At 71.1% G+C, this 25,965-nt stretch carries 21 protein-coding genes; 14 read left to right on the forward strand and 7 right to left on the reverse strand.

Annotated elements, in window-relative coordinates; translation table 11 throughout:
• Positions 1-144: 144 nt before the first annotated feature.
• Positions 145-2,136, reverse strand: coding sequence for a PAS domain-containing sensor histidine kinase (locus ASG30_RS20295; RefSeq protein WP_055901316.1), 1,992 nt, complete (start codon positions 2,134-2,136; stop codon positions 145-147).
• A gap of 88 nt (positions 2,137-2,224) precedes the next feature.
• The gene (locus ASG30_RS20300) at positions 2,225-3,088 is read right to left on the reverse strand and encodes an amidohydrolase family protein (RefSeq protein ID WP_055901319.1); all 864 of its coding nucleotides are present in this window, start codon (positions 3,086-3,088) and stop codon (positions 2,225-2,227) included.
• 90 nt (positions 3,089-3,178) lie between these two features.
• Between ASG30_RS20300 and ASG30_RS20305 the strand changes: the two genes are divergently transcribed.
• The 11 genes from ASG30_RS20305 (at position 3,179) to ASG30_RS20355 (ending at position 15,806) form a co-directional block, all read left to right on the forward strand.
• Positions 3,179-3,952, forward strand: a complete 774-nt coding sequence (locus ASG30_RS20305) for a crotonase/enoyl-CoA hydratase family protein (protein WP_055901322.1) — start codon at positions 3,179-3,181, stop codon at positions 3,950-3,952.
• 14 nt (positions 3,953-3,966) lie between these two features.
• Positions 3,967-5,835: a feruloyl-CoA synthase gene (locus tag ASG30_RS20310; protein WP_055901755.1), complete on the forward strand. Its 1,869-nt coding sequence runs from the start codon at positions 3,967-3,969 to the stop codon at positions 5,833-5,835.
• Positions 5,832-6,596, forward strand: a complete 765-nt coding sequence (locus ASG30_RS20315; RefSeq protein ID WP_055901325.1) for an SDR family NAD(P)-dependent oxidoreductase — start codon at positions 5,832-5,834, stop codon at positions 6,594-6,596. Before ASG30_RS20310 ends, ASG30_RS20315 begins: the two co-directional genes overlap by 4 nt.
• Before the next feature lie 42 nt (positions 6,597-6,638).
• The gene (locus tag ASG30_RS20320) at positions 6,639-7,760 is read left to right on the forward strand and encodes an ABC transporter substrate-binding protein (protein ID WP_055901327.1); all 1,122 of its coding nucleotides are present in this window, start codon (positions 6,639-6,641) and stop codon (positions 7,758-7,760) included.
• 168 nt (positions 7,761-7,928) lie between these two features.
• Positions 7,929-8,966 (forward strand): branched-chain amino acid ABC transporter permease, encoded by a 1,038-nt coding sequence (locus tag ASG30_RS20325; protein WP_055901330.1) that lies wholly within the window; start codon positions 7,929-7,931, stop codon positions 8,964-8,966.
• 1 nt (position 8,967) lies between these two features.
• Entirely contained in the window at positions 8,968-10,737 is a 1,770-nt protein-coding gene (locus ASG30_RS20330; RefSeq protein WP_055901334.1) for a branched-chain amino acid ABC transporter ATP-binding protein/permease, read from the forward strand.
• A gap of 132 nt (positions 10,738-10,869) precedes the next feature.
• Positions 10,870-11,652, forward strand: coding sequence for an ABC transporter ATP-binding protein (locus tag ASG30_RS20335; RefSeq protein ID WP_055901337.1), 783 nt, complete (start codon positions 10,870-10,872; stop codon positions 11,650-11,652).
• Positions 11,649-12,641 (forward strand): Bug family tripartite tricarboxylate transporter substrate binding protein, encoded by a 993-nt coding sequence (locus tag ASG30_RS20340; RefSeq protein WP_055901340.1) that lies wholly within the window; start codon positions 11,649-11,651, stop codon positions 12,639-12,641. The genes ASG30_RS20335 and ASG30_RS20340 overlap by 4 nt, the downstream gene beginning before the upstream one ends.
• Before the next feature lie 55 nt (positions 12,642-12,696).
• The gene (locus ASG30_RS20345) at positions 12,697-14,442 is read left to right on the forward strand and encodes a tannase/feruloyl esterase family alpha/beta hydrolase (protein ID WP_055901343.1); all 1,746 of its coding nucleotides are present in this window, start codon (positions 12,697-12,699) and stop codon (positions 14,440-14,442) included.
• Positions 14,443-14,449: 7 nt separating this feature from the next.
• Positions 14,450-14,935 (forward strand): MarR family winged helix-turn-helix transcriptional regulator, encoded by a 486-nt coding sequence (locus ASG30_RS20350; RefSeq protein ID WP_055901346.1) that lies wholly within the window; start codon positions 14,450-14,452, stop codon positions 14,933-14,935.
• Between the two features lie 286 nt (positions 14,936-15,221).
• Positions 15,222-15,806: a peroxidase-related enzyme gene (locus ASG30_RS20355; RefSeq protein ID WP_055901349.1), complete on the forward strand. Its 585-nt coding sequence runs from the start codon at positions 15,222-15,224 to the stop codon at positions 15,804-15,806.
• Between the two features lie 159 nt (positions 15,807-15,965).
• Here ASG30_RS20355 and ASG30_RS20360 read toward each other — a convergent pair whose 3' ends face one another.
• Positions 15,966-16,844, reverse strand: coding sequence for an N-formylglutamate amidohydrolase (locus ASG30_RS20360; protein WP_055901352.1), 879 nt, complete (start codon positions 16,842-16,844; stop codon positions 15,966-15,968).
• A gap of 90 nt (positions 16,845-16,934) precedes the next feature.
• On the opposite strand from ASG30_RS20360, the gene ASG30_RS20365 reads away from it, so the two are divergent.
• Complete coding sequence (locus tag ASG30_RS20365) at positions 16,935-20,564, forward strand: hydantoinase B/oxoprolinase family protein (protein WP_055901355.1); 3,630 nt, start codon at positions 16,935-16,937, stop codon at positions 20,562-20,564.
• A gap of 74 nt (positions 20,565-20,638) precedes the next feature.
• Complete coding sequence (locus ASG30_RS20370; protein WP_055901358.1) at positions 20,639-21,175, forward strand: DUF4019 domain-containing protein; 537 nt, start codon at positions 20,639-20,641, stop codon at positions 21,173-21,175.
• Positions 21,176-21,277: 102 nt separating this feature from the next.
• On the opposite strand, the gene ASG30_RS20375 is transcribed toward ASG30_RS20370, so the two are convergent.
• The 3 genes from ASG30_RS20375 to ASG30_RS20385 form a co-directional block, all read right to left on the reverse strand.
• Positions 21,278-22,069, reverse strand: a complete 792-nt coding sequence (locus ASG30_RS20375; protein ID WP_156385635.1) for a DUF4142 domain-containing protein — start codon at positions 22,067-22,069, stop codon at positions 21,278-21,280.
• A 123-nt stretch (positions 22,070-22,192) separates the two neighbouring features.
• Positions 22,193-22,963: a DUF4142 domain-containing protein gene (locus tag ASG30_RS20380; protein ID WP_055901364.1), complete on the reverse strand. Its 771-nt coding sequence runs from the start codon at positions 22,961-22,963 to the stop codon at positions 22,193-22,195.
• A gap of 55 nt (positions 22,964-23,018) precedes the next feature.
• Complete coding sequence (locus ASG30_RS20385; protein WP_055901367.1) at positions 23,019-24,368, reverse strand: hypothetical protein; 1,350 nt, start codon at positions 24,366-24,368, stop codon at positions 23,019-23,021.
• Between the two features lie 206 nt (positions 24,369-24,574).
• Here ASG30_RS20385 and ASG30_RS20390 point away from each other — a divergent pair, with 206 nt between their 5' ends.
• On the forward strand, positions 24,575-24,982 hold the full coding sequence (locus tag ASG30_RS20390; RefSeq protein ID WP_082522229.1) for a thrombospondin type 3 repeat-containing protein: 408 nt from the start codon (positions 24,575-24,577) through the stop codon (positions 24,980-24,982).
• A gap of 104 nt (positions 24,983-25,086) precedes the next feature.
• Here the strand turns inward: ASG30_RS20390 and ASG30_RS20395 are convergent, their stop codons facing one another.
• The gene (locus ASG30_RS20395) at positions 25,087-25,932 is read right to left on the reverse strand and encodes a ZIP family metal transporter (protein ID WP_055901372.1); all 846 of its coding nucleotides are present in this window, start codon (positions 25,930-25,932) and stop codon (positions 25,087-25,089) included.
• Positions 25,933-25,965: the final 33 nt, after the last annotated feature.

Consider the following 25,965-nt stretch of genomic DNA (forward strand, 5'->3'; position numbering starts at 1 on the left):
AGAAAAATCGAGTGGAAAAAGTTTCTAGGGGAATGCTCTGTGCACCGTGTCGTGCATGCGAGCAACAGCGCTTGCTTCATTGGTAAAGCCGCTTGCGCGCACGAGGTTTTTGCGGCACCTTGAAGACCGCGTGTCGCCTCGTTTTCAGCGCGGCGGCACGCGCTGCCCGGGCAGCGTGAAGCGCAAGCACGCACCCTGCCCCGGCTGCGCTTCGGCCCAGATGCGGCCACCGTGCCGGTCCACGATCCGGTGCACGATTGCAAGTCCTATGCCCGTGCCCTCGAACTCGCTCACGGGGTGCAGGCGCTGGAACGCCTCGAACAGTTTTCCGGCGTAGGCCATGTCGAAGCCGGCACCGTTGTCGCGAACGAAAAAGACCGTTTCCCCGTCCACCCGCTCCGTTCCGATCTCGATGCGCGCCGCGCTGGTGCGCGCCGTGAACTTCCAGGCATTGGCCACCAGGTTGCCCACCACCTGCGACAGCAGCCTCGGGTCGCCCTCGGCCGGCAGGGTTGGCGGCATCACCACGTCGAAGCGGCGCCCGGGCTCCTGGTTGCGGCAGAAGTCGAGCGAGGCCCGCGCCAGCACCGCCAGGTCCACCGGCTCGCGGTGCAGGGCGGTGCGCGAGAGCCGCGCCAGGGCCAGCAGGCCCTCGGTGAGCTCGCCCATGTGCCGCACCGCGTTGCGGATGCGCTTGACGAAATGCAGGTTGCGGCCCTCGATGGCCTGGCCCGCGTTCTGCTCCAGCACCTGGCTGAAGCCGTCGATCGAGCTGAGCGGCGCCCGCAGGTCGTGCGCGATGGAGTACGAGAACGATTCCAGGTCGCGGTTGGCGGCCTGCAACGCCTCGGTGCGCTGGCGCACGCGCTCCTCCAGCTGCGCGTTCAGCCGCAGGATCTCGTTCTGCGAGCGCACCCGCTCGGTCATGTCGCGGGCATAGACGGCCAGCCCCTGGCGCGAGGGATAGGCCTTGACGTGCACCCACAGGTCCAGCGGCGGGTAGTACTCCTCGAACTGCACCGGGGCCTGGTTCTGCATCGCCCGCAGGTAGTGGCCGTGGGCCGGGGTGCCCACCAGGTCGGGGAAGGCCTCCCAGACGTTGCGCCCGAGCAGCTGCGCGCGCGGCTGGCGCAGGATGCGCTCGGCCTGCGGGTTGAGGTAGGTGAAGCACCACTGGCTGTCCAGCGTGAAGAACGCATCCGTGATGCTCTCCAGCGTCGTGGACAGCTGCCCGGCCAGCAGGCGCACCTGCTCGGCGGCCTGGCGGCTGGCCGACACGTCCTGGATCGCGCCCTGGATGCGGCGCACGCGGCCGTGAGCATCCCACTGCGCCTCGCCCAGCAGGCGCACCGCCACGGGGCGGCCCTGGGCCGTGCGCAGCTCGGCCTCGATGTCGAAGGGCGCGCCTTCGTGCAGGCAGTGGGCGAACGCGTGACGCACCCGGTCACGCTCGTGGGGCAGGTAGAAGGCGACCGCCTGCTCCAGCGTGGGCGCGAAGCCGGGTTCGACCTGGTGGAGGGCACAGACCTCGTCGGACCAGGTCAGCGTCGGCACCCTCGCGTCCAGCGTCCACGCGCCCAGCCGGCCCAGCCGCGCCGCCATCCGCAGCATGGTGTGGGCCGACTGGATGCGCTGGTCGGCCAGCACGGCCGGCGTGATGTCGCGGGCCGTGCCGCGGTAGCCGCGCAAGCCGCCGCCTTCGTCGAACACCGGCTCACCGCTGACCGCGACGTAGCTCAGGGCGCCGCTGGCCAGCCGGCGCACGTAGGTGAAGTTGGAGAACGGCAGGCGCTGGTCGAGCGCCCGGCGGTGCTCCTCCCAGTTGGTGGACAGCGGCGTGACGTCCGGCAGCTCCCAGCGGCGCAGGCCCACGACGTCGTGGCCCTCGAAATGGATCACCCGCTCCTCCGCCGCGATGGCCGTGAAGCGCAGGTCGGCGTCCTGTTCCCAGAACCAGTCCAGCGACAGCCGGCTCACGCTTCGGAAGCGCTCCTCGCTTTCGCGCAGCGCCTGCTCGGCCCGCTTGCGCTCCTGGATGGCTTCGGCCAGCTCCTGGTGGAGGCTGGAGGAGAGATCGCCCGGTTCCCCCGGCGGGTCGCCGGGGACGAGGTACAGCGGGGGAACGGGACCGGGCATCGTGTTCGGCCGGGAACGGCGCACCCGTGCCCGGCGGCTGCATCCTACCCGCGGCGGGTCCGCCGCCCGGACGGGCCGACTGGCGTCCTCAGCCCAGGCCGAGCAGCCTCACTGCGTTGCCCTTGAGGATCCCCGGCATCACCTCGGGCTTGAAGCCCGCATCCTCGAAGTCCTTCATCCAGCGGTCGGGCGTGATCAGCGGGTAGTCGCTGCCGAACAGGATGCGGTCCTTCAGCAGCGTGTTGGCGTACTGCACCAGCTGCTTGGGGAAGTACTTGGGGCTCCAGCCCGAGAGGTCGATCCACACGTTCGGCTTGTGCGTCGCCACCGACAGCGCCTCGTCCTGCCAGGGGAAGCTGGGATGCGCCATGACGATCTGCATGTCGGGGAAGTCGATCGCCACGTCGTCCAGGTGCATCGGGTTGCTGTACTCCAGCCGCAGGCCGCCGCCGCAGCGCATGCCCGAGCCGATGCCGCTGTGGCCGGTGTGGAAGATCGTCGGCATCTTGTGCGCGTTGATCACCTCGTAGATCGGCCAGGCCATGCGGTCGTACGGGTGGTAGCCCTGCACCGTCGGGTGGAACTTGAAGCCCTTGACGCCTTCTTCCCTGATCAGGCGCTCGGCTTCGCGCGCTCCCATCTTGCCCTTGTGCGGATCGATGCTGGCGAAGCACACCATCATGTCGCTGTTCTCGCGTGCGGCCTGCGCGATCTCCTCGTTCGGGATGCGGCGGCGACCCAGCTTGGACTCGCTGTCCACGGTGAACATCACCAGTCCGATCTTGCGTTCGCGGTAGTAGGCGATGGTCTCGGGGATGGTGGGGCGGCGGTTGCTGCGGAAGTACTTGTCGGCCGCGCGGTCGTACTCCTCGCCGTAGTTGTCGAAGGGGTTCCAGCAGCTGACCTCGGCGTGCGTGTGCACGTCGATGGCGATGAGGTTGGCGTGGTCCATGTCGGTCTCCGAATCAGGGTTTACCCCGTCGTGAAGGGCTTGTTTTGATTATGGCTCATAACCAATAATCAGCCCACTCCGGAACGCATCATGACCTCCCCCGACCTCCAGATCGAGCACCGCGGCGCAGTCGCCGTGGTGCGCCTCAACCGTGGCGCCAAGCGCAACGCCCTCAACGACGGCCTCATCCTGGCCATCCGCAATGCCTTCGAGTCGCTGCCCGAAGGCATCCGCGCCGCCGTGCTCGACGGCACCGGCGACCACTTCTGTGCCGGGCTCGACTTGTCCGAGCTCAAGGAGCGCGACGCCGGCGCCGGCATGCACCACTCGCGCATGTGGCACGCCGCGCTGGAGCAAGTCCAGTTCGGCCCCGTGCCCGTCGTGGCCGCGCTGCACGGCGCGGTGGTCGGCGGCGGGCTCGAGCTGGCGGCGGCCTGCCACGTGCGCGTGGCCGACGACACCACCTTCTACGCCCTGCCCGAGGGCTCGCGCGGCATCTTCGTCGGCGGCGGCGGCTCGGTGCGCATCCCGCGGCTGATCGGCGCGGCGCGCATGGCCGACATGATGTTCACCGGCCGCGTCTACAACGCGCAGGACGGCGAGCGCGCCGGTTTCGCCCAGTACCTGGTGCCGCAGGGCCAGGCCTTCACCAAGGCGCTCGAGCTGGCCGAGCGCATCGCCCAGAACGCGCCGCTGACCAACTACGCGCTGATGCACGCGCTGCCGCGCATCGCCGAGCAGCCGGCCGACCAGGGCTACCTGACCGAGGCGCTGATGTCCGCCATCGCGCAGAGCGCGCCCGAGGCCAAGGAGCGCGTGCGCGCCTTCCTCGAAGGCCGCGCCAGCAAGGTGAGCAAGGGCTGAGCGGGCGCATGGACATGGCCGCCCTGCCCCGCTACCGCCCCCTGGCTTTCGGCGTCACGCGCGCCCGGCTGCGCCGCACCGGCGACGGCGTGCAGTACGTGCGCGCCGAGCTCGACCTGCAGCCCTGCGCCGCGCGCATGACCGACAAGCTCGTGCACTGGGCCACCACCGATCCCGGCCGCCTGTTCATGGCCCGGCGAGAACGCCGCGCCGACGGCAGCACCGGCGACTGGCAGCGGATCACCTACGGCCAGGCGCTGGACGCCGCACGCAGCATCGGCCAGGCCCTGCTCGACCGCGGCCTCTCGCCCGAGCGGCCCGTGGCCATCCTCAGCGAGAACAGCCTCGCGCACGCGCTGCTGGCGCTGGGCTGCCTCTACGCGGGCGTGCCCTTCTGCCCGGTCTCGCCGGCCTACTCCACCGTGAGCCAGGACTACGACAAGCTGCGCCACGTTCTGGACACGCTCACGCCCGGGCTGGTGTTCGCCACCGAAGGCTCGCGCTACGCGAAGGCGATCGCGGCCACGGTCAGGCCAGGCACCGAGCTCGTGCTCGCGCAGGGCGACGTGCCCGGCCGCACGGTCACGCGCTGGTCGCAGCTGCTGGACACGCAGCCGACGCCGGCCGTGGACGCGGCCATGCAGGCCACCACGCCGCAGACCATCACCAAGTTCCTGTTCACCTCGGGCTCGACCAAGCTGCCCAAGGCGGTGATCAACACCCACGCGATGTGGTGCGCCAACCAGCAGCAGATGCGCCAGTCCATGCCGGTGCTGGCCGAGGAGCCGCCGGTGCTGGTCGACTGGCTGCCCTGGAACCACACCTTCGGCGGCAACCACAACGTCGGCCTGGTGCTCTACAACGGCGGCTCGCTCTACATCGACGACGGCAAGCCCACGCCCGCGCTGATGGGCGAGACGCTGCGCAACCTGCGCGAGGTGGCGCCCACCCTCTACTTCAACGTGCCCACCGGCTTCGAGGCGCTGGCGCACGCGATGAAGGCCGATCCGGTCCTGCGCCGCAACCTGCTGTCGCGCGTGCGCATGTTCTTCTTCTCCGGCGCGGCGCTGGCCCAGCCCGTCTGGGACCTGCTGCACGAGGTGCAGGAGTCCGAGGTCGGCGAACGCATCGTGATGGGCACCGGCCTGGGCATGACCGAGTCGTCGCCCTTCGCCGTCTTCATCACCAACCCGCAGGTCAAGTCCGGCCACCTAGGCCTGCCCTGCGCGGGCATGGAGCTCAAGCTGGTGCCCAGCGAGGGCAAGGTCGAGGTCCGCTACAAGGGCCCCAACGTCACGCCGGGCTACTGGCGCTCGCCCGAGGCCACGGCCGAGGCCTTCGACGAGGAGGGGTTCTTCCGCACCGGCGACGCCGTGCAGTGGATCGACGAGGCCGACCCCCACCTGGGCCTGCGCTTCGACGGCCGCATCGCCGAGGACTTCAAGCTGGCCACCGGCACCTTCGTCAGCGTCGGCCCGCTGCGCGCGAAGATCATCGCGGCCGGCGCGCCCTACGTGCAGGACGCGGTGATCACCGGCCTGAACCGCCAGGAGGTGGGCGCGCTGGTGATCCCCACCGCCGCCGTGCGCAAGCTGGCCGGCCTGCCGGACGGAGCGCCGATGAAGACCGTACTGGAGAGCCCTGCGGTGCAGGCCCACTTCCAGAAGGTGATCGACGAGCTGGCCGCGCAAGCCACCGGCAGCGCCAACCGCGTCGCCCGCCTGCACCTGATGCACGAGCCGCCTTCCATCGACAAGGGCGAGGTCACCGACAAGGGCTCGATCAACCAGCGCGCCGTGCTCAAGCACCGCGACGCCCTGGTGCAGGCCTTCCACGACGACGGCCTGCCCTTCACCCTCAAGCCGCAAGGAGCGAAGCGATGAACATCCAGGGCCATGCCGCCGTCGTCACCGGCGGCGCCTCCGGCCTCGGCGAGGCCACCGCGCGCGAGCTCGCGCGCCTGGGCGCCAGGGTCGCCGTGCTGGACGTCAACCTCGACCTGGCCCGCAAGGTCGCCGCCGACATCGGCGGCGTCGCCTGCCAGTGCGACATCACCGACACCGACAGCGTGCAGGACGCGCTGGCCCAAGCCGCGCAGGCCCACGGGCCGGCGCGCATCTGCATGAACATCGCCGGCATCGGCACCGCCAAGCGCGTGGTGCAGAAGGACGGCAACGCGGCCCCGCTGGAAGACTTCGCGCGGGTGATCAGCGTGAACCTGGTCGGCACCTACAACGTCAGCCGCCTGTTCGCCGCCGCGTGCGCGAAGCTTGCGCCGCTGGACGACGGCGAGCGCGGCGTGATGCTGTTCACCGCTTCGGTGGCGGCCTTCGACGGCCAGGTGGGGCAGCAGGCCTACAGCGCTTCGAAAGCGGGCCTGGCCGGCATGACGCTGCCGATGGCGCGCGACCTGGCCCAGCACGGCATCCGCGTGTGCACCATCGCGCCGGGCCTGTTCTCCACGCCGCTGATGCGCCAGCTGCCCGAGCCGGTGCAGCAGTCGCTGGCCGCCTCCATCCCCTTCCCCTCCAGGCTGGGCAAACCCGAAGAGTTCGCGCAGCTGGCCTGCCATATCGTCACCAACTCGCACCTCAACGGCGAGGTGATCCGCCTCGACGGCGCCTTGCGCATGGCGCCGCGCTGAGCGGCCGGGCCTTCTTTTTTTTTCACCAGGAGACAAACCAAGATGAAATTCGCACGCACGCTGGTCACCGCTGCCGTGACCCTGCTGGCCGCCGGCGCGGCGGTGGCCGACATCAACATCGGCGTGAGCCTGTCGCTCACCGGTCCCGGCTCCGGCCTGGGCATCCCGATGCAGAACCAGTTCAAGCTGTTCCCCAAGGAGATCGGGGGCGAGAAGGTCAACCTGATCATCCTGGACGACGCCTCCGATCCCGGCAAAGGCGTGAGCAACGCGCGCCGTTTCGTCACCGAGGACAAGGTGGACCTGATCATCGGCTCGTGCCTCACGCCCGTGGCGGGCGCCATGACGCCGGTGGCGACGGAAGCCAAGACCGTGCAGCTGGCCGCCTCGCCCGTGGGCGGCGACAGCCCCTGGCTGTTCCGCCTGCCGCAAGGCAACGACGTCATGGCCCACGCGATGGTGGAGCACATGAAGAAGCAGAACATCAAGACGATCGGCTTCCTCGGCTACACCGACGCCTACGGCGAACTCTGGCTCAAGGCCCTCACCCCGCTGGCCGAGAAGGCCGGCATGAAGGTGGTCGCCGCCGAGCGCTTCGCCCGCACCGACACCAGCGTCACGCCGCAGGCGCTCAAGCTGGTCTCGGGCAATCCCGACGCCATCCTGGTGGTGGCCTCCGGCTCCGGCGCCGCGATGCCGCAGATGGCCCTGGCCGAGCGGGGCTACAAGGGCAAGGTCTACCAGACGCACGCGGCGGCCACCGGCGACCTGATGCGCATCGGCGGCAAGGCCGTCGAGGGCACCTACGTGGTGTCCGGCCCGGCCGTGGTCGGCCAGCAGCTGCCCGACAGCCACCCCTCCAAGAAGGCGGCGATCGACTTCTTCACCACCTACGAGAAGAATTTCGGCGCGCCCAACCAGTTCGCCGGCCACAGCTACGACGCCGCCATCGCCCTGAACAAGGCCGTGCCGATCGCGCTGAAGAAGGCCAAGCCCGGCACGCCCGAGTTCCGCTCCGCGCTGCGCGAGACCTTCGAGTCCATGGGCCGCACCGTGTTCGCGCACGGCGTGATGAACTGGACCAAGGACGACCACTGGGGCTACACGAACGAGACGGGCGTGATGCTGAAGGTGGCGGACGGGAAGTTCGTGGTGGAGAAGTAGTCCGCAAAGCGGACTGCTTCTCGAGGGGCTAGGGGCTGGGGGCTAGGGACTAGGGGAACAGCCGGTCCGGGCCATGCCTTCCCTAGCCCCTAGCCCCTAGCCCCTAGCCCCTAGCCCCTAGCCCCTAGCCCCTAGCCCCTAGCCCCTAGCCCCTAGTCCCTTCCCCCCATGGACCTCTCCATCGCCGGCATCCTCGCCCTGGACGGCCTCACCAATGGGGCCGTGTACGCGCTCCTGGCGCTGGCCACGGTGCTGGTCTTCGCGGTCACGCGCGTCATCTTCATCCCGCAGGGCGAGTTCGTCGCCTTCGGGGCGCTCACCCTCGCGCTGCTGCAGACCGGCAAGGTGCCGGGCACCGTGTGGTTCCTGCTGGTCCTGGCGGCCGCGGCTGCCATTTCCGACGTCTTCCACGGCGTGCGCCACCACCAGGCGCCCGGACGCATCGCCCGGACGGTCGCCCGCACGCTCGCGATCCCCGTGCTCGTTTCGCTCATCGCCTTCTGGGCCGCGCCCAGGGGCTTCCCGCTGGTCGTGCAGGCCCTGCTCACGCTGGCCCTGGTCACGCCCTTCGGCACGCTCATCTACCGGCTGGCCTACGAAAAACTCGCCGACGCCTCCGTGCTGGTGCTGCTGATCGTCTCGGTCGGCGTGCACTTCGCGCTGGTGGGCCTGGGGCTGTACTTCTTCGGCGCCGAGGGCTTCCGCAACCCCAGCTTCTGGAGCGAGCGCTTCACCGCCGGGCCGCTCACGCTCAGCGGGCAGACGGTCATCATCTTCGCGGCCTCGCTCGCGCTCATCGTGATGCTCTGGCTCTACTTCGAGAAGACGCTGTCCGGCAAGGCACTGCGCGCCACCGCGGTCAACCGCGTCGGCGCGCGCCTCATGGGCATCTCCTCCAACGGCGCCGGCCGGCTGGCCTTCACCATGGCGGCCTTCATCGGCGCGCTGTCGGGCCTGCTGATCGGGCCGACCACCACCATCTTCTACGACAGCGGCTTCATCATCGGCCTCAAGGGCTTCGTGGCGGCCGTGTTCGCCGGCCTCGCCAGCTATCCGCTGGCCCTGGTCGGCGCGCTGGCGGTGGGCCTGCTCGAGAGCTTCAGCTCCTTCTGGGCCAGCGCGTTCAAGGAGGTGATCGTGTTCGGCTCCATCCTGCCGGTGCTGCTGTGGCGCTCGCTGCGTGACCCGCACGGAGAGGAGCACTGAGATGGCGAACGTTCGCCGCTTCGCCTTTCCGCTTTTCGCCCTGCTGATGCTGGCGCTGCCGGCGCTGCCGGTGCCGGACTTCTGGATCACGCAGAGCAACTACATCGGCATGTACGCGCTGGTGGCGCTGGGCCTGGTGCTGCTCACCGGCGTGGCCGGCCTCACCTCGTTCGGGCAGGCCGCCTTCGTCGGCGTGGGCGCGTATTCGGCGGCCTTCCTGGCCGTCAAGATGTCCGGCTCGCCCTGGCTGGCACTGCTGATCGGCGTGGGCATCGCCGTGGTAGCCGCCGTGGCGCTGGGCGCCATCACGCTGCGCATGTCGGGCCACTACCTGCCGCTGGCCACCATCGCCTGGGGCCTGGCGCTGAACTACAGCATGGCCAACATGGAGTGGCTGGGCAAATACGACGGCATCCTGGGCATCCCCACGCTCAAGGTGTTCGGATACGACCTGGGCACGGGCCGCGGCCTGCACGTGCTGATCTGGATCTTCGCCCTGCTCGCGGCCCTGGCCTCGATCCGGCTGCTCGATTCGCGCCCCGGCCGTGCGATCCGCTCGCTCAAGGGCGGCGCCACCATGGCCGAGGCCATGGGCATCTCCACCTTCCGCGCCAAGCTCACGGTCTTCGTGATCGCCGCCGTGCTCGCATCGGTTTCCGGCTGGCTGTTCGCCTTCTTCCAGCGCACCGTCAACCCGTCGCCGTTCTCGATCGGCAAGGGCATCGAGTACCTCTTCATGGCGGTGCTCGGCGGCGTCGGCCACGTCTGGGGCGCGTTCCTCGGTGCCGGGGTGGTGAAGATCGTCGAGGACCAGCTGCAGGTCCTGCTGCCGCGCCTGATCGGCACCAGCGGCAACTTCGAGACCATCGTGTTCGGCATCGTGCTGGTGGTGGTGCTCAAGTACGCGCCCGACGGCCTCTGGACCTTCGTCTCGCGCCGCCTGCCGCGCGCCGACCGGGTGCGCGACTGGGACGGCGCGCCGCCCCTGCCCGCGCGCGACAAGCCCACGCACGGCGAGGCGCTGCTGGAAGTGGACCGGGTCCGCAAGGAATTCGGCGGCCTGGTGGCGGTCAACGACGTCAGCTTCCAGGTGCGCGCCGGCGAGATCCTGGGCCTGATCGGCCCCAACGGCGCCGGCAAGTCCACCACCTTCAACCTGATCACCGGCGTGCTGGCCACCACCGCCGGCGGGGTGCGCTTTCGCGGCCAGGACATCACCGGACTGCCCTCGCGAAAGATCGCCCGGCGCGGCATCTCCCGGACGTTCCAGCACGTGAAGATCATCCCGGACATGACGGTGCTGGAGAACGTGGCCCTGGGCGGCTACCTGCGCGGCAGCAGCGGCACGGTGCGCGCCATGCTGCGGCTGGACCGGGCCGAGGAGAGGCGCCTGTTCGCCGAAGCCGAGCGCCAGCTGGCCCGCATCGGCATGGCCGACCGCATGCACGAGCTGGCCGGCAACCTGGCGCTGGGGCCGCAGCGCCTGCTGGAGATCGCCCGCGCGCTGTGCAGCGACCCCTCGCTGCTGCTGCTGGACGAGCCCGCCGCCGGCCTGCGGCACAAGGAGAAGCAGGCGCTGGCCGAGGTGCTGCGCCAGCTCAAGCAGGAAGGCATGAGCCTGCTGCTGGTGGAACACGACATGGAGTTCGTCATGGGCCTGACCGACCGCATCGTGGTCATGGAATTCGGCACGCGCCTGATGGAAGGCACGCCAGCCGAGGTGCAGGCCAGCCCGGCGGTGCGGGCGGCGTATCTGGGGACGGAGCATTGATGGAAGCAGAAGGCCGTCATCCCCGCGCAGGCGGGGATCCAGCGCAGCGCGCCCCCCGGCGCTGGAAAAGGTGGAAGCTCTGGATTCCCGCCTCCGCGGGAATGACGACAGCCTCCGCGGAATGACGAAACCATGAGCCCTCCACTTCTCCAAGTCCACGACCTGCACGCCGGCTACGGCCGCGCCGAGGTGCTCACCGGCCTGCATTTCGAGCTCGGCGCCGGCCAGGTGGTCACCGTCATCGGCCCCAACGGCGCCGGCAAGTCGACCACGCTCAACGCCCTGATGGGCGTGCTGCCCTCGCGCGGCCGCATCCTCTTCGACGGCCAGGACGTGTCCGACACCACGCTCGAGGAACGGGTGATGCTCGGCCTGGCCCTGGTGCCGGAAAAGCGCGAGCTGTTCGGCACCATGCCGGTGGAAGACAACCTGGTGCTGGGCGGCTTTCGCGCGATGAAGCTGCGCGTGCCGCGCTGGCGCGACGGCCTGGACCGCGTCTACGAACTGTTCCCGCGCCTGAAGGAGCGCCGCACCCAGCTGGCCGGCACGCTGTCGGGCGGCGAGCGGCAGATGCTGGCCGTGGGCCGCGCGCTGATGTCGCAGCCCAAGCTGCTGATGCTGGACGAGCCCAGCCTGGGCCTGGCCCCTCTGGTGGTGCGCGAGATCTTCCAGATCATCACCCGCCTGCGCGGCCAGGGCGTGTCCATCCTCCTGGTCGAGCAGAACGCCCGCGCCGCGCTCGAGGTGGCCGACCACGGCTACGTGCTGGAGACCGGCGAGATCCGGCTGCAGGGCGCCGCGCGCGACCTGGCCGGCGACCCGCGGGTGATCGAAACCTACCTGGGCGCCGGCCGCAGCAACGGCCGCGCGACCGCCTCCCCTTCCTCTTCCCACCCACAGGAGACATCCGCATGAGAACCGACCGCCGACAGATCCTGCAGGCCGGCGCCGCCTTCGGCGCCCTGGCCGCCCTTCCGATGGCGCTGCGCGCGCAGTCCTTCGACGTCGTGAAGATCGTCAACGGCTTCCCGGCCGGCGGCACCGCCGATGCCACGGCCCGCCGCATCGGCGAGCGCATGACCGGCACGTCCTACGCCAAGAACGCCGTGGTGGTGGAGAACAAGCCCGGCGCGGGTGGCCGCATCGCCTGCGACGTGGTCAAGGCCGCCGCCCCCGACGGCACCACGCTGCTGCTGACGCCCTATTCGATGATGTCGATCTACCCGCACATCTACCGCACGCTCAGCTACGACCCGTTCAAGGACTTCGTGCCGGTCTCCATCGGCGCGGTCATGACGCACGCGCTCTCGGTCGGGCCGATGGTGCCGGCCAGCGTGAAGACGGTGAAGGACTACCTGGCCTGGTCCAAGGCCAATCCGGACAAGGCCAACTACGGCTCGCCCGCCGCCGGCTCCACGCCGCACTTCCTGGGCGCGCTGCTCGGCCTGAACAACAACGTGGACCTCAAGCACGTGCCCTACCGCGGCTCCGCGCCGGCGGTGGCCGACATGCTGGGCGGCACGCTGGCCTCCACCTCCACGCCCACCGGCGACGCGCTGGCCAACCACCGCGCCGGCAAGGTCCGCATCCTGGCGACCTCGGGTGCCCAGCGCACGCCCTTCACGCCGGACGTGCCCACCTACGCGGAGCAGGGCTTCCCCGAGCTGACCACCGAGGAGTGGTTCGGTTTCTACGCGCCGGCCCGCACGCCGGCCAACGTGGTGCAGGCCGCCAATGCCGCCATCAACCAGGCGATCAAGGAGAAGTCCGTGGTCGACTCGCTGGCGCTCATGGGCCTGGTCGCGCGCGGCTCCACGCCGGCGGAGATGGAGAAGAGCCAGAAGGACGAGCACACCCGCTGGGGTCCGCTGGTCAAGAAGATCGGTTTCACCGCCGACTCCTGATCGCCTGAAGGCGGCGCCTCGCGGCGCCGTCCGTCCCCGTCACCGGAGCACCGCCTTGTCCGTCTCTCCAAGCCTCGGCCTCGCCCTGCTGGCAGCCGCCGTCCTGGCCGCCTGCGGCAGCCCGCCCGCCGTCACCCCCGCCGCCCCCGTCGCCGCGCCCAGTGCCGGGCCGGGCCCCTTGCGGGCCGCCCAACCGGGGCCCCTGCGCGCCTGCGCCGAACTGAAGGAACGCTTCGCCTTCGCGAACACGGCCATCGACTCGGCCGCGCCCATCGCGGCCGGCACGGTCAGGCAGGGCGCCGATGCCATCGCGGCGCACTGCCTGGTGACCGGCAGCATGCACCGGCGCACCGGCAGCGACAACCGCGAGTACGCCATCGGCTTCGAGATGCGGCTGCCGCAGGCCTGGAACGGGCGCTTCTACTACCAGGGCAACGGCGGGCTGGACGGCAACATCCAGCCGGCGCTCGGCGCCCTCGGTGGCGGGCCGCTGACCGGCGCGCTGATGCAGGGCTTCGCGGTGATCAGCTCGAACGCCGGCCACACGGCGGCGCAGACGCCCTTCTTCGGCATCGAGCCGCAGGCCCGCCTGGACTACGGCCACCAGGCGGTGGCCAGGCTCACGCCCATGGCCAAGGCCCTGGTCGCCGCGGCCTACGGACGGCCGCCCGACCGCTCCTACATCGGCGGCTGCTCCAACGGCGGCCGGCACGCGATGGTGGCGGCCGCCCGCATCGGCGAGCAGTACGACGGCTACCTGGTGGGCGCGCCCGGCTACCGCCTGCCCTACGCGGCACTCGCGCAGCTCTGGGGCGCGCAGCAGTGGAGCCGCATCGCGACCGCCGGCGCCACCACCCGCCACCCGATGAACCCCAACGCGACCATCCCCGACCTGGGCAGCGGGTTCACCGCGCAGGAGCGGCAGGCCGTGGCGCGCTCCATCCTGCAGCGCTGCGATGCGCTGGACGGCGCGCGCGACGGCATGGTGCAGGACGTGCAGGCCTGCCAGGCCGCCTTCGACGTGAAGCGCGACGTGCCCGGCTGCACCGGCGCCCGCGACGGCCAGTGCCTGACCCCCGCGCAGAAGGACGTGGTGGCCGCGATCTTCGCGGGAGCGCGCACGCCCACGGGCCAGACGCTCTACAGCCCCTTCCCGTACGACCCGGGCGTGGCCGGCAACAACTGGGCCACCTGGAAGTTCGCCAACTCGCTGGTGCTCGATCCGGTGGCCATCGGCAGCGTGTTCACCGCCCCGCCGGCGCCGGTGGACACGCGCAGCGCGGACCTCGACTTCCTGCTGCGCAAGGTGCACGCGGTCGACGGGCCCTACCGCGAGTCGGGCGCCGACCTGATGATGCCGCCCGGCCAGCAGGACCCGCGCAACCTGGCGCCGCTGGCGCAGCGAGGCGCCAAGATGGTTGTCTACCACGGCGTGAGCGACCCGGTGTTCTCCGCCGAGGACACGCGCCAGTGGATCGAGCGGCTGGACCGCGCGATGGCCGGCCGCGGCGGCGAATTCGCGCGCTACTTCCCGGTGCCCGGCATGAACCACTGCAGCGCCGGTCCCGCGGCCGACCAGTTCGACCTGCTGGCGCCCCTGGTGCGCTGGGTCGAACAGGGCGTCGCGCCGCAGGCCGTCAGCGCTTCGGTGCGCGGCGCGGGCCACCCCGGCGGCGCCAACGCCGAACTGCCGGCCGACTGGTCGGGCCAGCGCACGCGTCCGCTGTGCGCCTACCCGACGGTGGCGCGCTACAAGGGCAGCGGCTCCCTGGACGACGCCGCCAACTTCTCCTGCCGCTGACACCTCGATGCCGCAAGCCCGCAACTCCGCCGCGCCCCGCAGCGACGAGGTCCCGGTCGTCGAGAAGGTCGACACGGCCTTCCTCGACAGCCTGCTGGGCTACAACGCGCGCCGCGCCGCGCTGGCGGTGATCGAGGTGTTCCTGCGCCGGATGGCGGCCTACCAGCTGCGGCCGGTGGACTTCTCGGTGCTCTCGCTGATCGTGCACAACCCTGGCATCACCTCGCGCCAGTTGTGCACCGCGCTGGGCATCCTGCCCCCCAACCTGGTGAACCTGGTCGGTGCGCTGGAAAAGCGCGAGCTGATCGAGCGCAAGCCGCACCCGCGCGACGGGCGCGCCACCGGCCTGCACCCGACCGCCGCCGCCCAGAAGCTGATGCGCCAGGCCGAGCGCACCGCCGCCGAGCTGGAGCGCGAGGTCGCCGACCGCCTGACGCCGGGGGAGCAGAAGACGCTGCTGCGGTTGCTGCGCAAGGTGTACGAGCGGGCTTGAGGGCGCCACGGGCCGTCATTCCCGCGTAGGCGGGAATCCAGCGCAGCGCGCCTCCTAGCGCTGGGGAAGGCGCAAGCTCTGGATTCCCGCCTCCGCGGGAATGACGAAAACCAAAAAAAAGAGGCCGCATCGCTGCGACCTCTCAAGCGGTGTTTCCGTCCCGCGTTCAACCATGAAGAAACCTCAGGCGGCACTCGAAACCGGAGCGCCGCCCTTTTCACTCGCAGTTTCCGTGCCACCTGCGCGCCGTATGCTTGTCGGCTCCGCTTCGACCTCTGGAGACCCCATGAACCGCTACCCCATGCCCGAACTGAAGGACCTGCCGGACGACCTGCGCCAGCGGATCCTGGAAGTGCAGGAGAAGGCCGGCTTCGTGCCCAACGTGTTCCTGGCGCTGGCGCGCCGGCCGGCCGAGTGGCGCGCCTTCTTCGCCTACCACGACGCGCTGATGACGCCCGAGACGGTGGGGCGCGACAGCGGCCTGACCAAGGGCGAGCGCGAGATGATCGTCACCGCCACCAGCGCGGCCAACCACTGCCTGTACTGCGTGGTGGCGCACGGCGCCATCCTGCGCATCTACGAGAAGAAGCCGCTGGTGGCCGACCAGGTGGCGGTGAACTGGCGCAAGGCCGACATCCCGCCGCGGCAGCGCGCCATGCTGGACTTCGCGATGAAGGTCTGCCTGCGCTCGGACGAGATTGACGAGGCGGACTTCCCGCCGCTGCACGCGCACGGCTTCTCCGACGAGGACATCTGGGACATCGCGGCCATCACCGCGTTCTTCGGGCTGTCCAACCGGATGGCGAGCTTCTCGGGGATGGTGCCGAATCCGGAGTTCTACCTGATGGGGCGGGTGCCAAAGGCGAAGTGAGGCGCCCGGGCGCATGCCGTAACCCCGGCTGCCGGAGAACCCGTCATTCCCGCGCGGAGTTCGTCATTCCCGCGAAGGCGGGAATCCAGCGCAGCGCGCCTGCGGCGCTGGTGAAGGCGGGAGCTCTGGATTCCCGCCTTCGCGGGAATGACGGCTCATCTACAACCGCCGAGGGTCCACCTCCAGCAGCCACTGCGCCATCGCGCGCAGGTTCTCCCGCAGCGCGGGCGCCGAAGGCAGCAGCTCGAAAGTGGCTTCGTCCATGTACAGCTTGCGGTTCACCTCCACCTGGATGCTGTGCCGCTGCCCGGCCGGGTCGCCGTAGCGCCGCACCAGCTCCACGCCCTTGTAGGGGAAGTTCACCTCCACGTCGTACCCGCGGTCCCGCAGGAACTGCGCAAGCTGCGCCGTCAGGCGCGGGTCGGCGGTGCTGCCGTCGCGGTCGCCGATCACGAAGTCGGCGTGGGCGATGCCCGGGTAGTCCGTCGCATGGCTGCCCGCGATCGAGGGCATCGAGTGGCAGTTCAGGTGCATGCTGAAGCCGTGGCGCGCATGGGCCTCCTCGATCGCCCGCTGCACCGCCGCGTGGTAGGGCCGCCAGCAGCGCTGGATGCGGTCGCGCACCTCCTGCGGCCTGAGCTGGCGCGTGTACATGGGCTCGCCGGTGTCGGTGTTCTTCCAGACCAGGCCCTTGCCCAGCCGCACCTTGGACAGCGCCACCGGGTCGGTGACGACCTCGCCTTCCCAGGCGCCGTCGAGCATCTCGACGTCGACCTCGTGCTCGCCGCGGTTGGCGTCCAGGTAGCTGCGCGGGAACAGCGCCTCGATCCAGGCGATGCCCAGTTCGGGCGCGAAGTCGTAGAGCTTCTCCACGTGGGTGTCCTCCGCCGTGCGAAGGAGCGAGAAGTCGCAGGAGAACGCAAAGTCCTCGGGGTAGCGGGTGCCGCTGTGCGGCGAATCGAAGACCAGCGGGGTGCGGCCGGGGATGGTGCGGACCGTCGCCGCCGCCGTGCCTTGGCTTTCACGATCAGGAGACATGGCAGGACTCTAACGCCGCACGGCCCACGCGGGGCGCCGGGGCCGGGGCCCGCCAGGCGGTAAATTCGAGGCACAAGGCGCCCACCCACCATGCAAGCAAGCCCCTCCCCCGCACCCCGCTGGCAGTTCTGGATCGACCGCGGAGGCACCTTCACCGACGTCGTCGGCAAGCGCCCCGACGGCACGCTCGTCACCCACAAGCTGCTCTCGGACAACCCCGAGCAGTACCGCGACGCCGCCGTGGCCGGCATCCGCCACCTGCTGGGCCTGCGCGCCGGCGAGCCCATCCGTCCGGACGTGGTCGACTGCGTGAAGATGGGCACGACCGTGGCCACCAACGCCCTGCTCGAGCGCAAGGGCGAGCCGACGGTGCTGGTGACCACGCGCGGCTTTCGCGACGCGCTGCGCATCGCCTACCAGAACCGGCCGCGCCTCTTCGACCGCCACATCGTCCTGCCCGAGCTGCTCTACAGCCGCGTGATCGAGGCCCACGAACGGGTGGCCGCGCAGGGCGAGGTGCTGGAGCCGCTGGACGAGGGCCACCTGCGCGAAGCGCTGGCGGACGCGCACGCCGCCGGCCTGCGCAGCGTCGCCGTCGTGTTCATGCACGGCTACCGCTTCACCGCGCACGAGGAAGCCGCGGCCCGCATCGCCCGCGAGGTGGGCTTCACCCAGGTGAGCACCTCGCACGGCACCAGCCCGATGATGAAGTTCGTCAGCCGCGGCGACACCACCGTGGTGGACGCCTACCTGTCGCCCATCCTGCGCCGCTACGTCGAGCAGGTGGCGGCCGAGATGCCGGGCGTGCGGCTCTTCTTCATGCAGTCGTCCGGCGGGCTGACCGATGCCCACGCCTTCCAGGGCAAGGACGCCATCCTCTCGGGCCCGGCCGGCGGCATCGTCGGCATGGCGCGCACCGCCGCCCTGGGCGGGCACAGGAAGGTGATCGGCTTCGACATGGGCGGCACCTCCACCGACGTGTCCCACTTCGCGGGCGAGTTCGAGCGCGAGTTCGAGACCCAGGTGGCGGGCGTGCGAATGCGCGCGCCGATGATGAGCATCCACACCGTCGCGGCCGGCGGCGGCTCCATCCTGGAGTTCGACGGCGCACGCTTTCGCGTCGGCCCGCAGAGCGCCGGCGCCAACCCGGGCCCGGCCAGCTACCGCCGCGGCGGGCCGCTGGCGGTGACCGACGCCAACGTGATGGTCGGCAAGATCCAGCCGCGCTACTTCCCCCAGGTGTTCGGGCCGGGCGCGGACGAGCCCCTGAGCTACGAGGCGGCGGCCGGCAAGTTCGCCGAGATCGCGCAGCGCACCGGCCGCAGCGCCGAGGAGGCTGCCGAAGGCTTCATCGACATCGCCGTGCAGCAGATGGCCAACGCCATCAAGAAGATCTCGGTGGCGCGCGGCTACGACGTCACGCGCTACACGCTGCAGTGCTTCGGCGGCGCGGGCGGCCAGCACGCCTGCCTGGTGGCCGACGCGCTGGGCATGTCGCGCGTGTTCGTGCACCCGCTGGCCGGCGTGCTCTCCGCCTACGGCATGGGCCTGGCGGACCAGAACGTGATCCGCGAACAGGCGGTGGAGCTGCCGCTGTCGGCCGGGTCGCTGCCCCAGGTGGCGCAGAAGCTGGACGCCCTGGCCCAGGCGGCGCAGGCCGAGCTGGCGCAGCAGCAGGTCAGCGCGGGCGAGGTGCGGGTGGCCCGTCGGGTGCACGTGCGCTACCAGGGCAGCGACGCCGCGCTGGTGGTGCCGTTCGGCGACCTGGCCGCGATCCAGGCCGGCTTCGAGGCGGCCTACCGCCAGCGCTTTTCCTTCCTGATGCAGGGCAAGTCGCTGGTGGTGGAGGCCGTGTCGGTCGAGGCGGTGGTGGCCGGCGACGCCCCGGCGGAGCAGTCGCATCAAGTGCACGGCCCGCGCGAGGTGCCGCGCCGCGAGACCGTGCGCATGTACTCGGGCGGCGGCTGGCACGAGGCCGCGCTGGTGGTGCGCGAGGACCTGCGGCCCGGCGACACCGTGGCCGGCCCGGCCATCATCGCCGAGCGCAACGCCACCACCGTGGTGGAGCCCGGCTGGGAGGCGCAGCTCACCGCGCTGGACCACATCGTGCTGGACCGGCGCGTGCCGCGCGAGGCCCGCTACGCCGCCGGGACGCACGTCGATCCGGTGCTGCTGGAGGTGTTCAACAACCTGTTCATGAACATCGCCGAGCAGATGGGCCTGCAGCTGCAGAACACCGCCTACTCGGTGAACATCAAGGAGCGCCTGGACTTCTCCTGCGCGCTCTTCGACGCCAAGGGCAACCTGATCGCCAACGCGCCGCACATGCCGGTGCACCTGGGCTCCATGGGCGAGAGCATCAAGACGGTGATCCGCGAGAACGCCGGCCGCATGGCGCCGGGCGACGTGTACGTGCTGAACGACCCGTACCACGGGGGGACGCACCTGCCGGACGTGACGGTCATCACGCCGGTGTACCTGGCCGCGCAGTCGCAGGACCGGCCGCTGTTCTACGTCGGCAGCCGCGGCCACCACGCCGACATCGGCGGCACCACGCCCGGCAGCATGCCGCCCTTCTCCACCCGCATCGAGGAGGAAGGCGTGCAGATCGACAACTTCAAGCTGGTCGACCAGGGCCGGCTGCGCGAGGCCGAGATGCTGGCCCTGCTGCGCAGCGGTGCCCACCCCAGCCGCAACCCCGAGCAGAACCTGGCCGACCTGAAGGCGCAGATCGCCGCCAACGAAAAGGGCGTGCAGGAGCTGCGCCGCATGGTCGATCAGTTCGGGCTGGACGTGGTGCAGGCCTACATGCGCCACGTGCAGGACAACGCCGAGGAGTCGGTGCGCCGCGTGATCACCCGGCTCAAGGACGGCCGCTTCACCCTGCCGCTGGACAACGGCGCGCAGATCTCGGTGGCCATCAGCGTGGACACGCAGCAGCGCTGCGCGACCATCGACTTCACCGGCACCAGCCCGCAGCAGACCAACAACTTCAACGCGCCCACCGCGGTGTGCATGGCGGCCGTGCTCTACGTGTTCCGCACGCTGGTGGACGACGACATCCCGCTCAACGCCGGCTGCCTCAAGCCGCTGAAGGTGATCATCCCGCCGGGCTCCATGCTCAACCCGGATCCACCGGCCTCGGTGGTGGCGGGCAACGTGGAGACCTCCACCTGCATCACCAACGCGCTGTACGGCGCGCTCGGCGTGATGGCCGCGGGCCAGTGCACGATGAACAACTTCACCTTCGGCAACGAGCGGCACCAGTACTACGAGACGATCTCGGGCGGCTCGGGTGCGGGCGGCGAGTACGACGCGCAGGGCCTGCTGGTGGGCGGCTTCGACGGCACCAGCGTCGTGCAGGCCCACATGACCAACTCGCGCCTGACCGATCCCGAGGTGCTGGAGTTCCGCTTCCCGGTGCGGCTGGAGAGTTACGAGATCCGCCAGGGCTCGGGCGGCGCGGGCCGCTGGAAGGGCGGCGACGGCGGCGTGCGGCGGGTGCGCTTCCTGGAGGCCATGACGGCCAGCATCCTGTCCAACGGGCGCAGGCACCCCTCCTTCGGCATGGCGGGCGGCCAGCCGGGCCAGGTGGGCATCAACCGGGTGGTGCGCCAGGACGGCCGCGTCGAGGCGCTGGACCACATCGGCTCGGCGCAGATGCAGCCGGGCGACGTGTTCGAGGTGCACACGCCGGGCGGCGGCGGGTTCGGCGCCTGATCCGGGCGGAAAGCTGCGGAACCCGCTGCGGCTAGACTGCCCCGATGACTGTTTCCGCCCACGCGAACTCCCCGATGACCCGACCCCTCCGTGCCGCCGGCGCCCTGCTGGCGCTGGCGCTCAGCCTGCCGGCCCTGGCGCAGCTCAAGCTGCCCTCCTCCGGCGCTCCCGCCACCGGCACCCGGCCCGCCGCGAGCAGCGCCGCTGCGGCGTCCGCCCCCGCGGCCGCCGCCTCGGCCCCGGCAGCGTCTTCCGCCCATGTCGAAAAGGAGAAAGCCGGCCAGCTCGCCGCCGCCGGCTGGCTCACCCTGCTGGACCGCCGCGACTGGGGCACGGCCTGGGAGACGTCGGCGTCGACCTTCCGCAAGGCGGTGCCGCTGCCCAACTGGCTGGAAGGCGCGCCCAAGGCCCGCGCCGATTTCGGCCCGCTGCAGGAACGCACGCCGGCGGCGGTCAGCTACAAGGACCGTCTCGACCGCCAGCCGCCGGGCGACTACGTCACCGTGGTGTTCGTCAGCAAGTACGAGAAGCGCGGCGAGGTCGAGGAGATGGTGACGACTGTGCGCGAGGCGGATGGGCGGTGGCGGGTGATGGGGTATCTGACGCGGTAACCCGTCATTCCCGCGAAGGCGGGAATCCAGTGCGTCCGCCTTCAGCGGACTGCCGAAAGCTCTGGGTCCCCGCCTTCACGGGGATGACGCGGGGTCTCTATTTCAGCGCGCAGGCGACTTCCGACCTTCCGACGCCTCGCGCGTCCCCACCGGCCTCGGCCGCGGCGCCTCCCCACGCCGCCCGTCCCACGAACCCAGCCCGGCCGCCGACGACTGCTGCTGCCGCAAGGTGGGCAGCTGCCGGTCGATCCAGGCCTTGATCACCGGGTCGTCCACGGTGGCCGCGGCCTTTTCGTACTGCTGCACGTCCTCGCGCTGCCGGTCGCGGCCGACCCGCTCCACGAACTCGCGGTCGAACTTCGAACCACTGAGCCGGCCCAGCCGGTTGAGCGCCTTGCGCTGGACGTTGTCCATCATCGGCGGCGCCATGCCGCGTGCGGCCAGCAGCTGCACCAGCTCCGCATCGGCGGCCTCGTGGTCCTGCAGCAGCTCGCTCGCGAAGGTGCGCACGCCGGGGTTGTCGGAGCGCTTGAGCGCCAGCCGCGCGGCCTCGACCTCGAAGCGGGCATGCAGCGCGGCCGTGCGCAGGAAGTCGCGCGCCTGGCGCTCCTCGGGCGGCAGGCGCGTGGCGGTGCGGGCGGATTCGGCGGCGTAGCCGGGGTACCTGGGGGTTGCGGGCGCCGCAGTGCGCGCCGGTGCCGAGGCCTTCGCAGCGGGTCTGGCCGCGGCCTTCGCCGCAGCAGCCGATGCGGGGGACCCCGGGGCCTGCGCCTGCGCCCTGGGCGCGTACGGCCCCTGGAAGTACTCCGCCTCGGTCTCGGCCCGGGCCGACCGCGCCAGCCACAAGGCGGCGGCCGCGCCGGCCAGCGCCCACATCCAACGTCGCGAAACCACTGCTGCTCCTCGCCGCGCGCACTCCACGCGCGGCCTCGGAGGGAATTGTTCAGCGACGCGCGGGCGCGCACTGTCGGCGCCGTCCCACGCGCGCGTAGGACGACGCCAGCGCGGTGGAATGCGTCAGCTGCCCGTCTTGTTGGCGCCACTGGCGCCACCCGTGCCGGTGCTCGCGCCGCCGCCCGTGGTGGTCCCCGGAGTGCCGCCCGCGCCCATGCGGGTCGAGTCGCTGCCAGCGCCCTTGCCCATCTTCTCGCCGCCTTCCTTGCCGGCCTGCGGCAGCTTCTGCGCCATCGCCAGGTGTTCCTTCAGCGTCGGCAGCGTCTTGTCGACGAAGGCCTTGAGCTCGGGGTCCTTGAGGTCCTTGCTGGCCTTCTCGAACAGCTTGATGTCCTTCTCGTGGGCCTTGATGCCCACGTTGCGGACGAACTCGGTGTCGAACTCCTGCCCCTGCTTGCGGCCCAGCTGTTCGACGTCGCGGCGCATGGCGCGCGGCGGCGCGGCGGGCAGCTCCACCCCCTTGGCATTGGCGATCTTGGTGAGTTCGTCGTTGGCCTTGGTGTGGTGGTCGATCAGCGTGCCGGCGAAGCTCTTCACGTTGGGATCGCTGGCCTTGGTCGCGGCCAGCTGCGCGATCTGCACCTCGAACATGCCGCTGCCCGCGGCCTCCTGGATGAACTTGCGGTCGCCGCGCGCCACCTTGTCGTCTTTCTTGGACTCGGCGTTGCGGGTGCCGGTGCCGGGCTGTGCCGCCGGGGCCGTGCGGCCGCCGGTGGCCGAGGTGCCGGCACCGCCGGTGCCGGAAGGCTGGGCCGGCGCGGTCGATTGCGCCAGCGCGCCGCCGAACGAGAACGCCAGGGCCAGCGTGAAAGCGGAAAGCTTGAAGTCCTTCATCGTCGATGTTCCTGTGAAGAGAGGCGGGCGCCGCGCACGGCACCCGCAGTCAACGTCATTTCTTGCCGGAGGACCCGGTGGTGGGGGTGCTGGCCGATCCAGACGTGCCGGACGCGCCGCTGCCGGTGCTGCTGGTGTCGGCCCCGCTCATCGTGCTGCCGCTGGAGCCCATGCCGCTGGAGCCGCGCAGGTCGGAAGCCGAGCCGCCGCCCGAGCCGCCCGCGCCACTGGCGCCGGTGCCCTGGTGCGAGCCGGTGGCGCCGCCCGCGGCGCCGAAGTTGCCGCCGGTGGAGCTGCTGCCGGATGACGAGGCCATGGTGTTCTGGCCCTGCCCGCCGCTGCGGCTGGCGCGCCAGCTGTTGAACTCGTCGGAGAACTTCTTGTAGCGGTCCTGGCGCCAGGTCTGGTAGTCGCTGTCCAGGTTGCGGATCTGCTCTTCGCGCCACTGGTGGTAGTCGGGGTCGTGGTGCTGGCCCTGGCCGGGCTGAGAGTGCTGCATGCCGCCCACGTTCTCGAGCGAGCGGCCGCCTTGCTGCCCATGGCCGCCCTGCTGGCCGTACCCCTGCTGCCCGTAGCCCTGCCCGCCATAGCGGGTCTGGCTGCTCTGGCTCTCGACGATGCGGCCCTGGTTGAAGCTTTGCGGATCGCGCCAGTGGCCCTCCTGCGAGCCGCCGCCGCCGAATTGCTGCGCGCCGTAGCCGGCGCCGTACCCGGGCTGGCCGCCGTAGCCGCCCTGCCCATAGCTGCCCTGGCTGCCCTGGCTGCCGCCGGGATAGCCCTGGCCATAGCCGCCGCCCTGCACCGCGCCACCCTGGTGCTGGCCGCCCTGGCCGTAGCCGCTGGCCATGTTGCCGCCCTGGCCGTAGTTCATGCCCATGCCGCCGTACTGGCTGCCCGGCTGGCCGTGGCCCTGGCTGCTGGGCGCGCTGCCGCCCTGGCGGCCGCTCCATTGCGTGTCCTGCCCGCCGTGGCCCTGCCAGCCGCCACCCTGGCTGCCCCAGCCGGTGCCGGCCTGGCCGCCCCCGTAGCCGCCCTGCTGGCCGTAGCCCTGCTGGCCATAGCCGCCCTGGCCCTGCCCGCCATAGCCGCCGCGGCCCCAGTTGCTCTGGTTGCCGTACTCGGTCGGGCCGGAGCCGAACTCGCCACCGCGGCCGTAGCCCTGGCCGCCGCCGTACTCCTGGGCGCCGCGGCCCTGGCCGTGCTGTTCGCCGCCATAGCCGCCGTAGCCGCCGGACTGCTGCGAGCCCATGTCGCCGCCCCAGCTGCGCGAGGCTTCCCAGCCGCCTTCGGAGGCTCGGCCGGGCTCCCGCTGGTGGCGGCCCTGGGCGCGCTCGCGGTCCTGGTCCTGGTCCTGGTTCCACCGCCCTTGCTGACGGTCGCGATCTTCGTAGTCACGTGAAGCCATGTGGGTACTCCTTGGATGTCCTTGGTGTGTGCGGGCGGGCCCTGTGCCGCTCCATCGGGAAACCTTATTGCGCTGCGCGGCCTCAAACTGTCGGAGAAGCCCGCAAGCTTGTAGGACTGCTCGGCATTGACGCAACGCTGCGTTTCTTCACACACGCTTCGCAACGTGTTCGCGTTGCGGACAAGGTCGCGTCGCACCATGCGCGCATGCATCGACCCAAGGAGTACGACATGGGCAAGTCCGTGTGGATCGGATCGGGCTGCGCGCTGCTGGCGGCGGCCGCGGCCTTCACCGCGCCCCAGGCCCTGGCGCAGGATGCCTACCGCGGCGTGCGGCCGGACATCCAGGTGCAGCCGCCGCCGAACGTCGTGATCGTGCAGCCGGGGCCGGTGCGCACCTGGGTGCCGGGCCATTGGGAGCAGCACCACCACGGCCACGTGTGGGTGGAGGGCCACTGGATCGTCTCGCACCCGGGTGTCGTGCAGCACCATCGGCGCCCTGGCGGCCGCGACCAGGACCGCGACGGCGTGCCCAACCGCTCCGACCGCGACATCGACGGCGACGGCGTGCTCAACTGGCGCGACCGCGCGCCGCGCAACTCGCACTTGCGTTGATTCCCGTCATTCCCGCGGAGGCGGGAATCCAGCGCAGCGCGCCTGCGGCGCTGGTGAAGGCGGACGCTCTGGATTCCCGCCTTCGCGGGAATGACGAAGAGAGCTCAGTGCGCGTGCGCCAGCGCGCTGACCACGCCGACCAGCGCGATGCCGCCCGCCAGCCACAGCACCTGGGCGATGGTCTCGCGCGCGCCCAGGCGCTTTTGCAGCTGCGGGATCAGGTCGGCCAGCGCCACGTAGACGAAGCTGCTGCTGGCCACCACCAGCAGGAACGGCAGGAGCGCATCCAGGCGCCCGACCAGCCACCACCCCACCAGCCCGCCCAGCGGCGTGACCGCGCCGGCCAGCGACACCTTGGCGATGGCCGCGCGGCGGCTCCCGCTGGTCTCCCTCAGCACCGCCAGGTCGCCCACGTGGTGCGGGATCTCGTGGGCCAGCACGGCCAGCGCGGCCACCACGCCCAGGCGCAGGTCCGCCACGAAGGCCGAGGCGATCAGCACGCCGTCGCCGAAGCAGTGCACGCTGTCGCCGGTGAGCACGGCCCAGCCGCCCGAGCGCAGCGGCGCGTGGCCGTGCGCATGGCCGTGGTGGGCATGGCCTTCGTGCGCGGGGTGGTCGTGCCCATGACCGGGTTCGCTGCCGTGGTGGTGCTCGTGCCCGTGGTGCCACAGCTCCGCCTTGTCCAGCAGGAAGAAGAAGACCACGCTCACCAGCAGCGTGGCGAACAGCTCCTTGGCGCCGGCCTCGCTCTCGAAGGCCTCGGGCAGCAGGTGCATGAAGGCCGTGGCCAGCAGGGCGCCGGCCGCCAGGCTGAGCAGGTGCTGGGCGCCGGGGCGCCGCTCGCCGCCGGGCGACTGGCGCAGCACGCCCAGGCCCATCAGGGCGGCGGCCAGCCACACGCTGCCGATGCCGGCGACCAGGGTGGCGGCGAGGATGGCGATCAGGGTCATCGTGTCGGGCGCCGTTCCCGCGACAGGCCGGCG

This window comes from Ramlibacter sp. Leaf400, from assembly GCF_001424545.1.
Lineage (GTDB): Bacteria > Pseudomonadota > Gammaproteobacteria > Burkholderiales > Burkholderiaceae_C > Ramlibacter.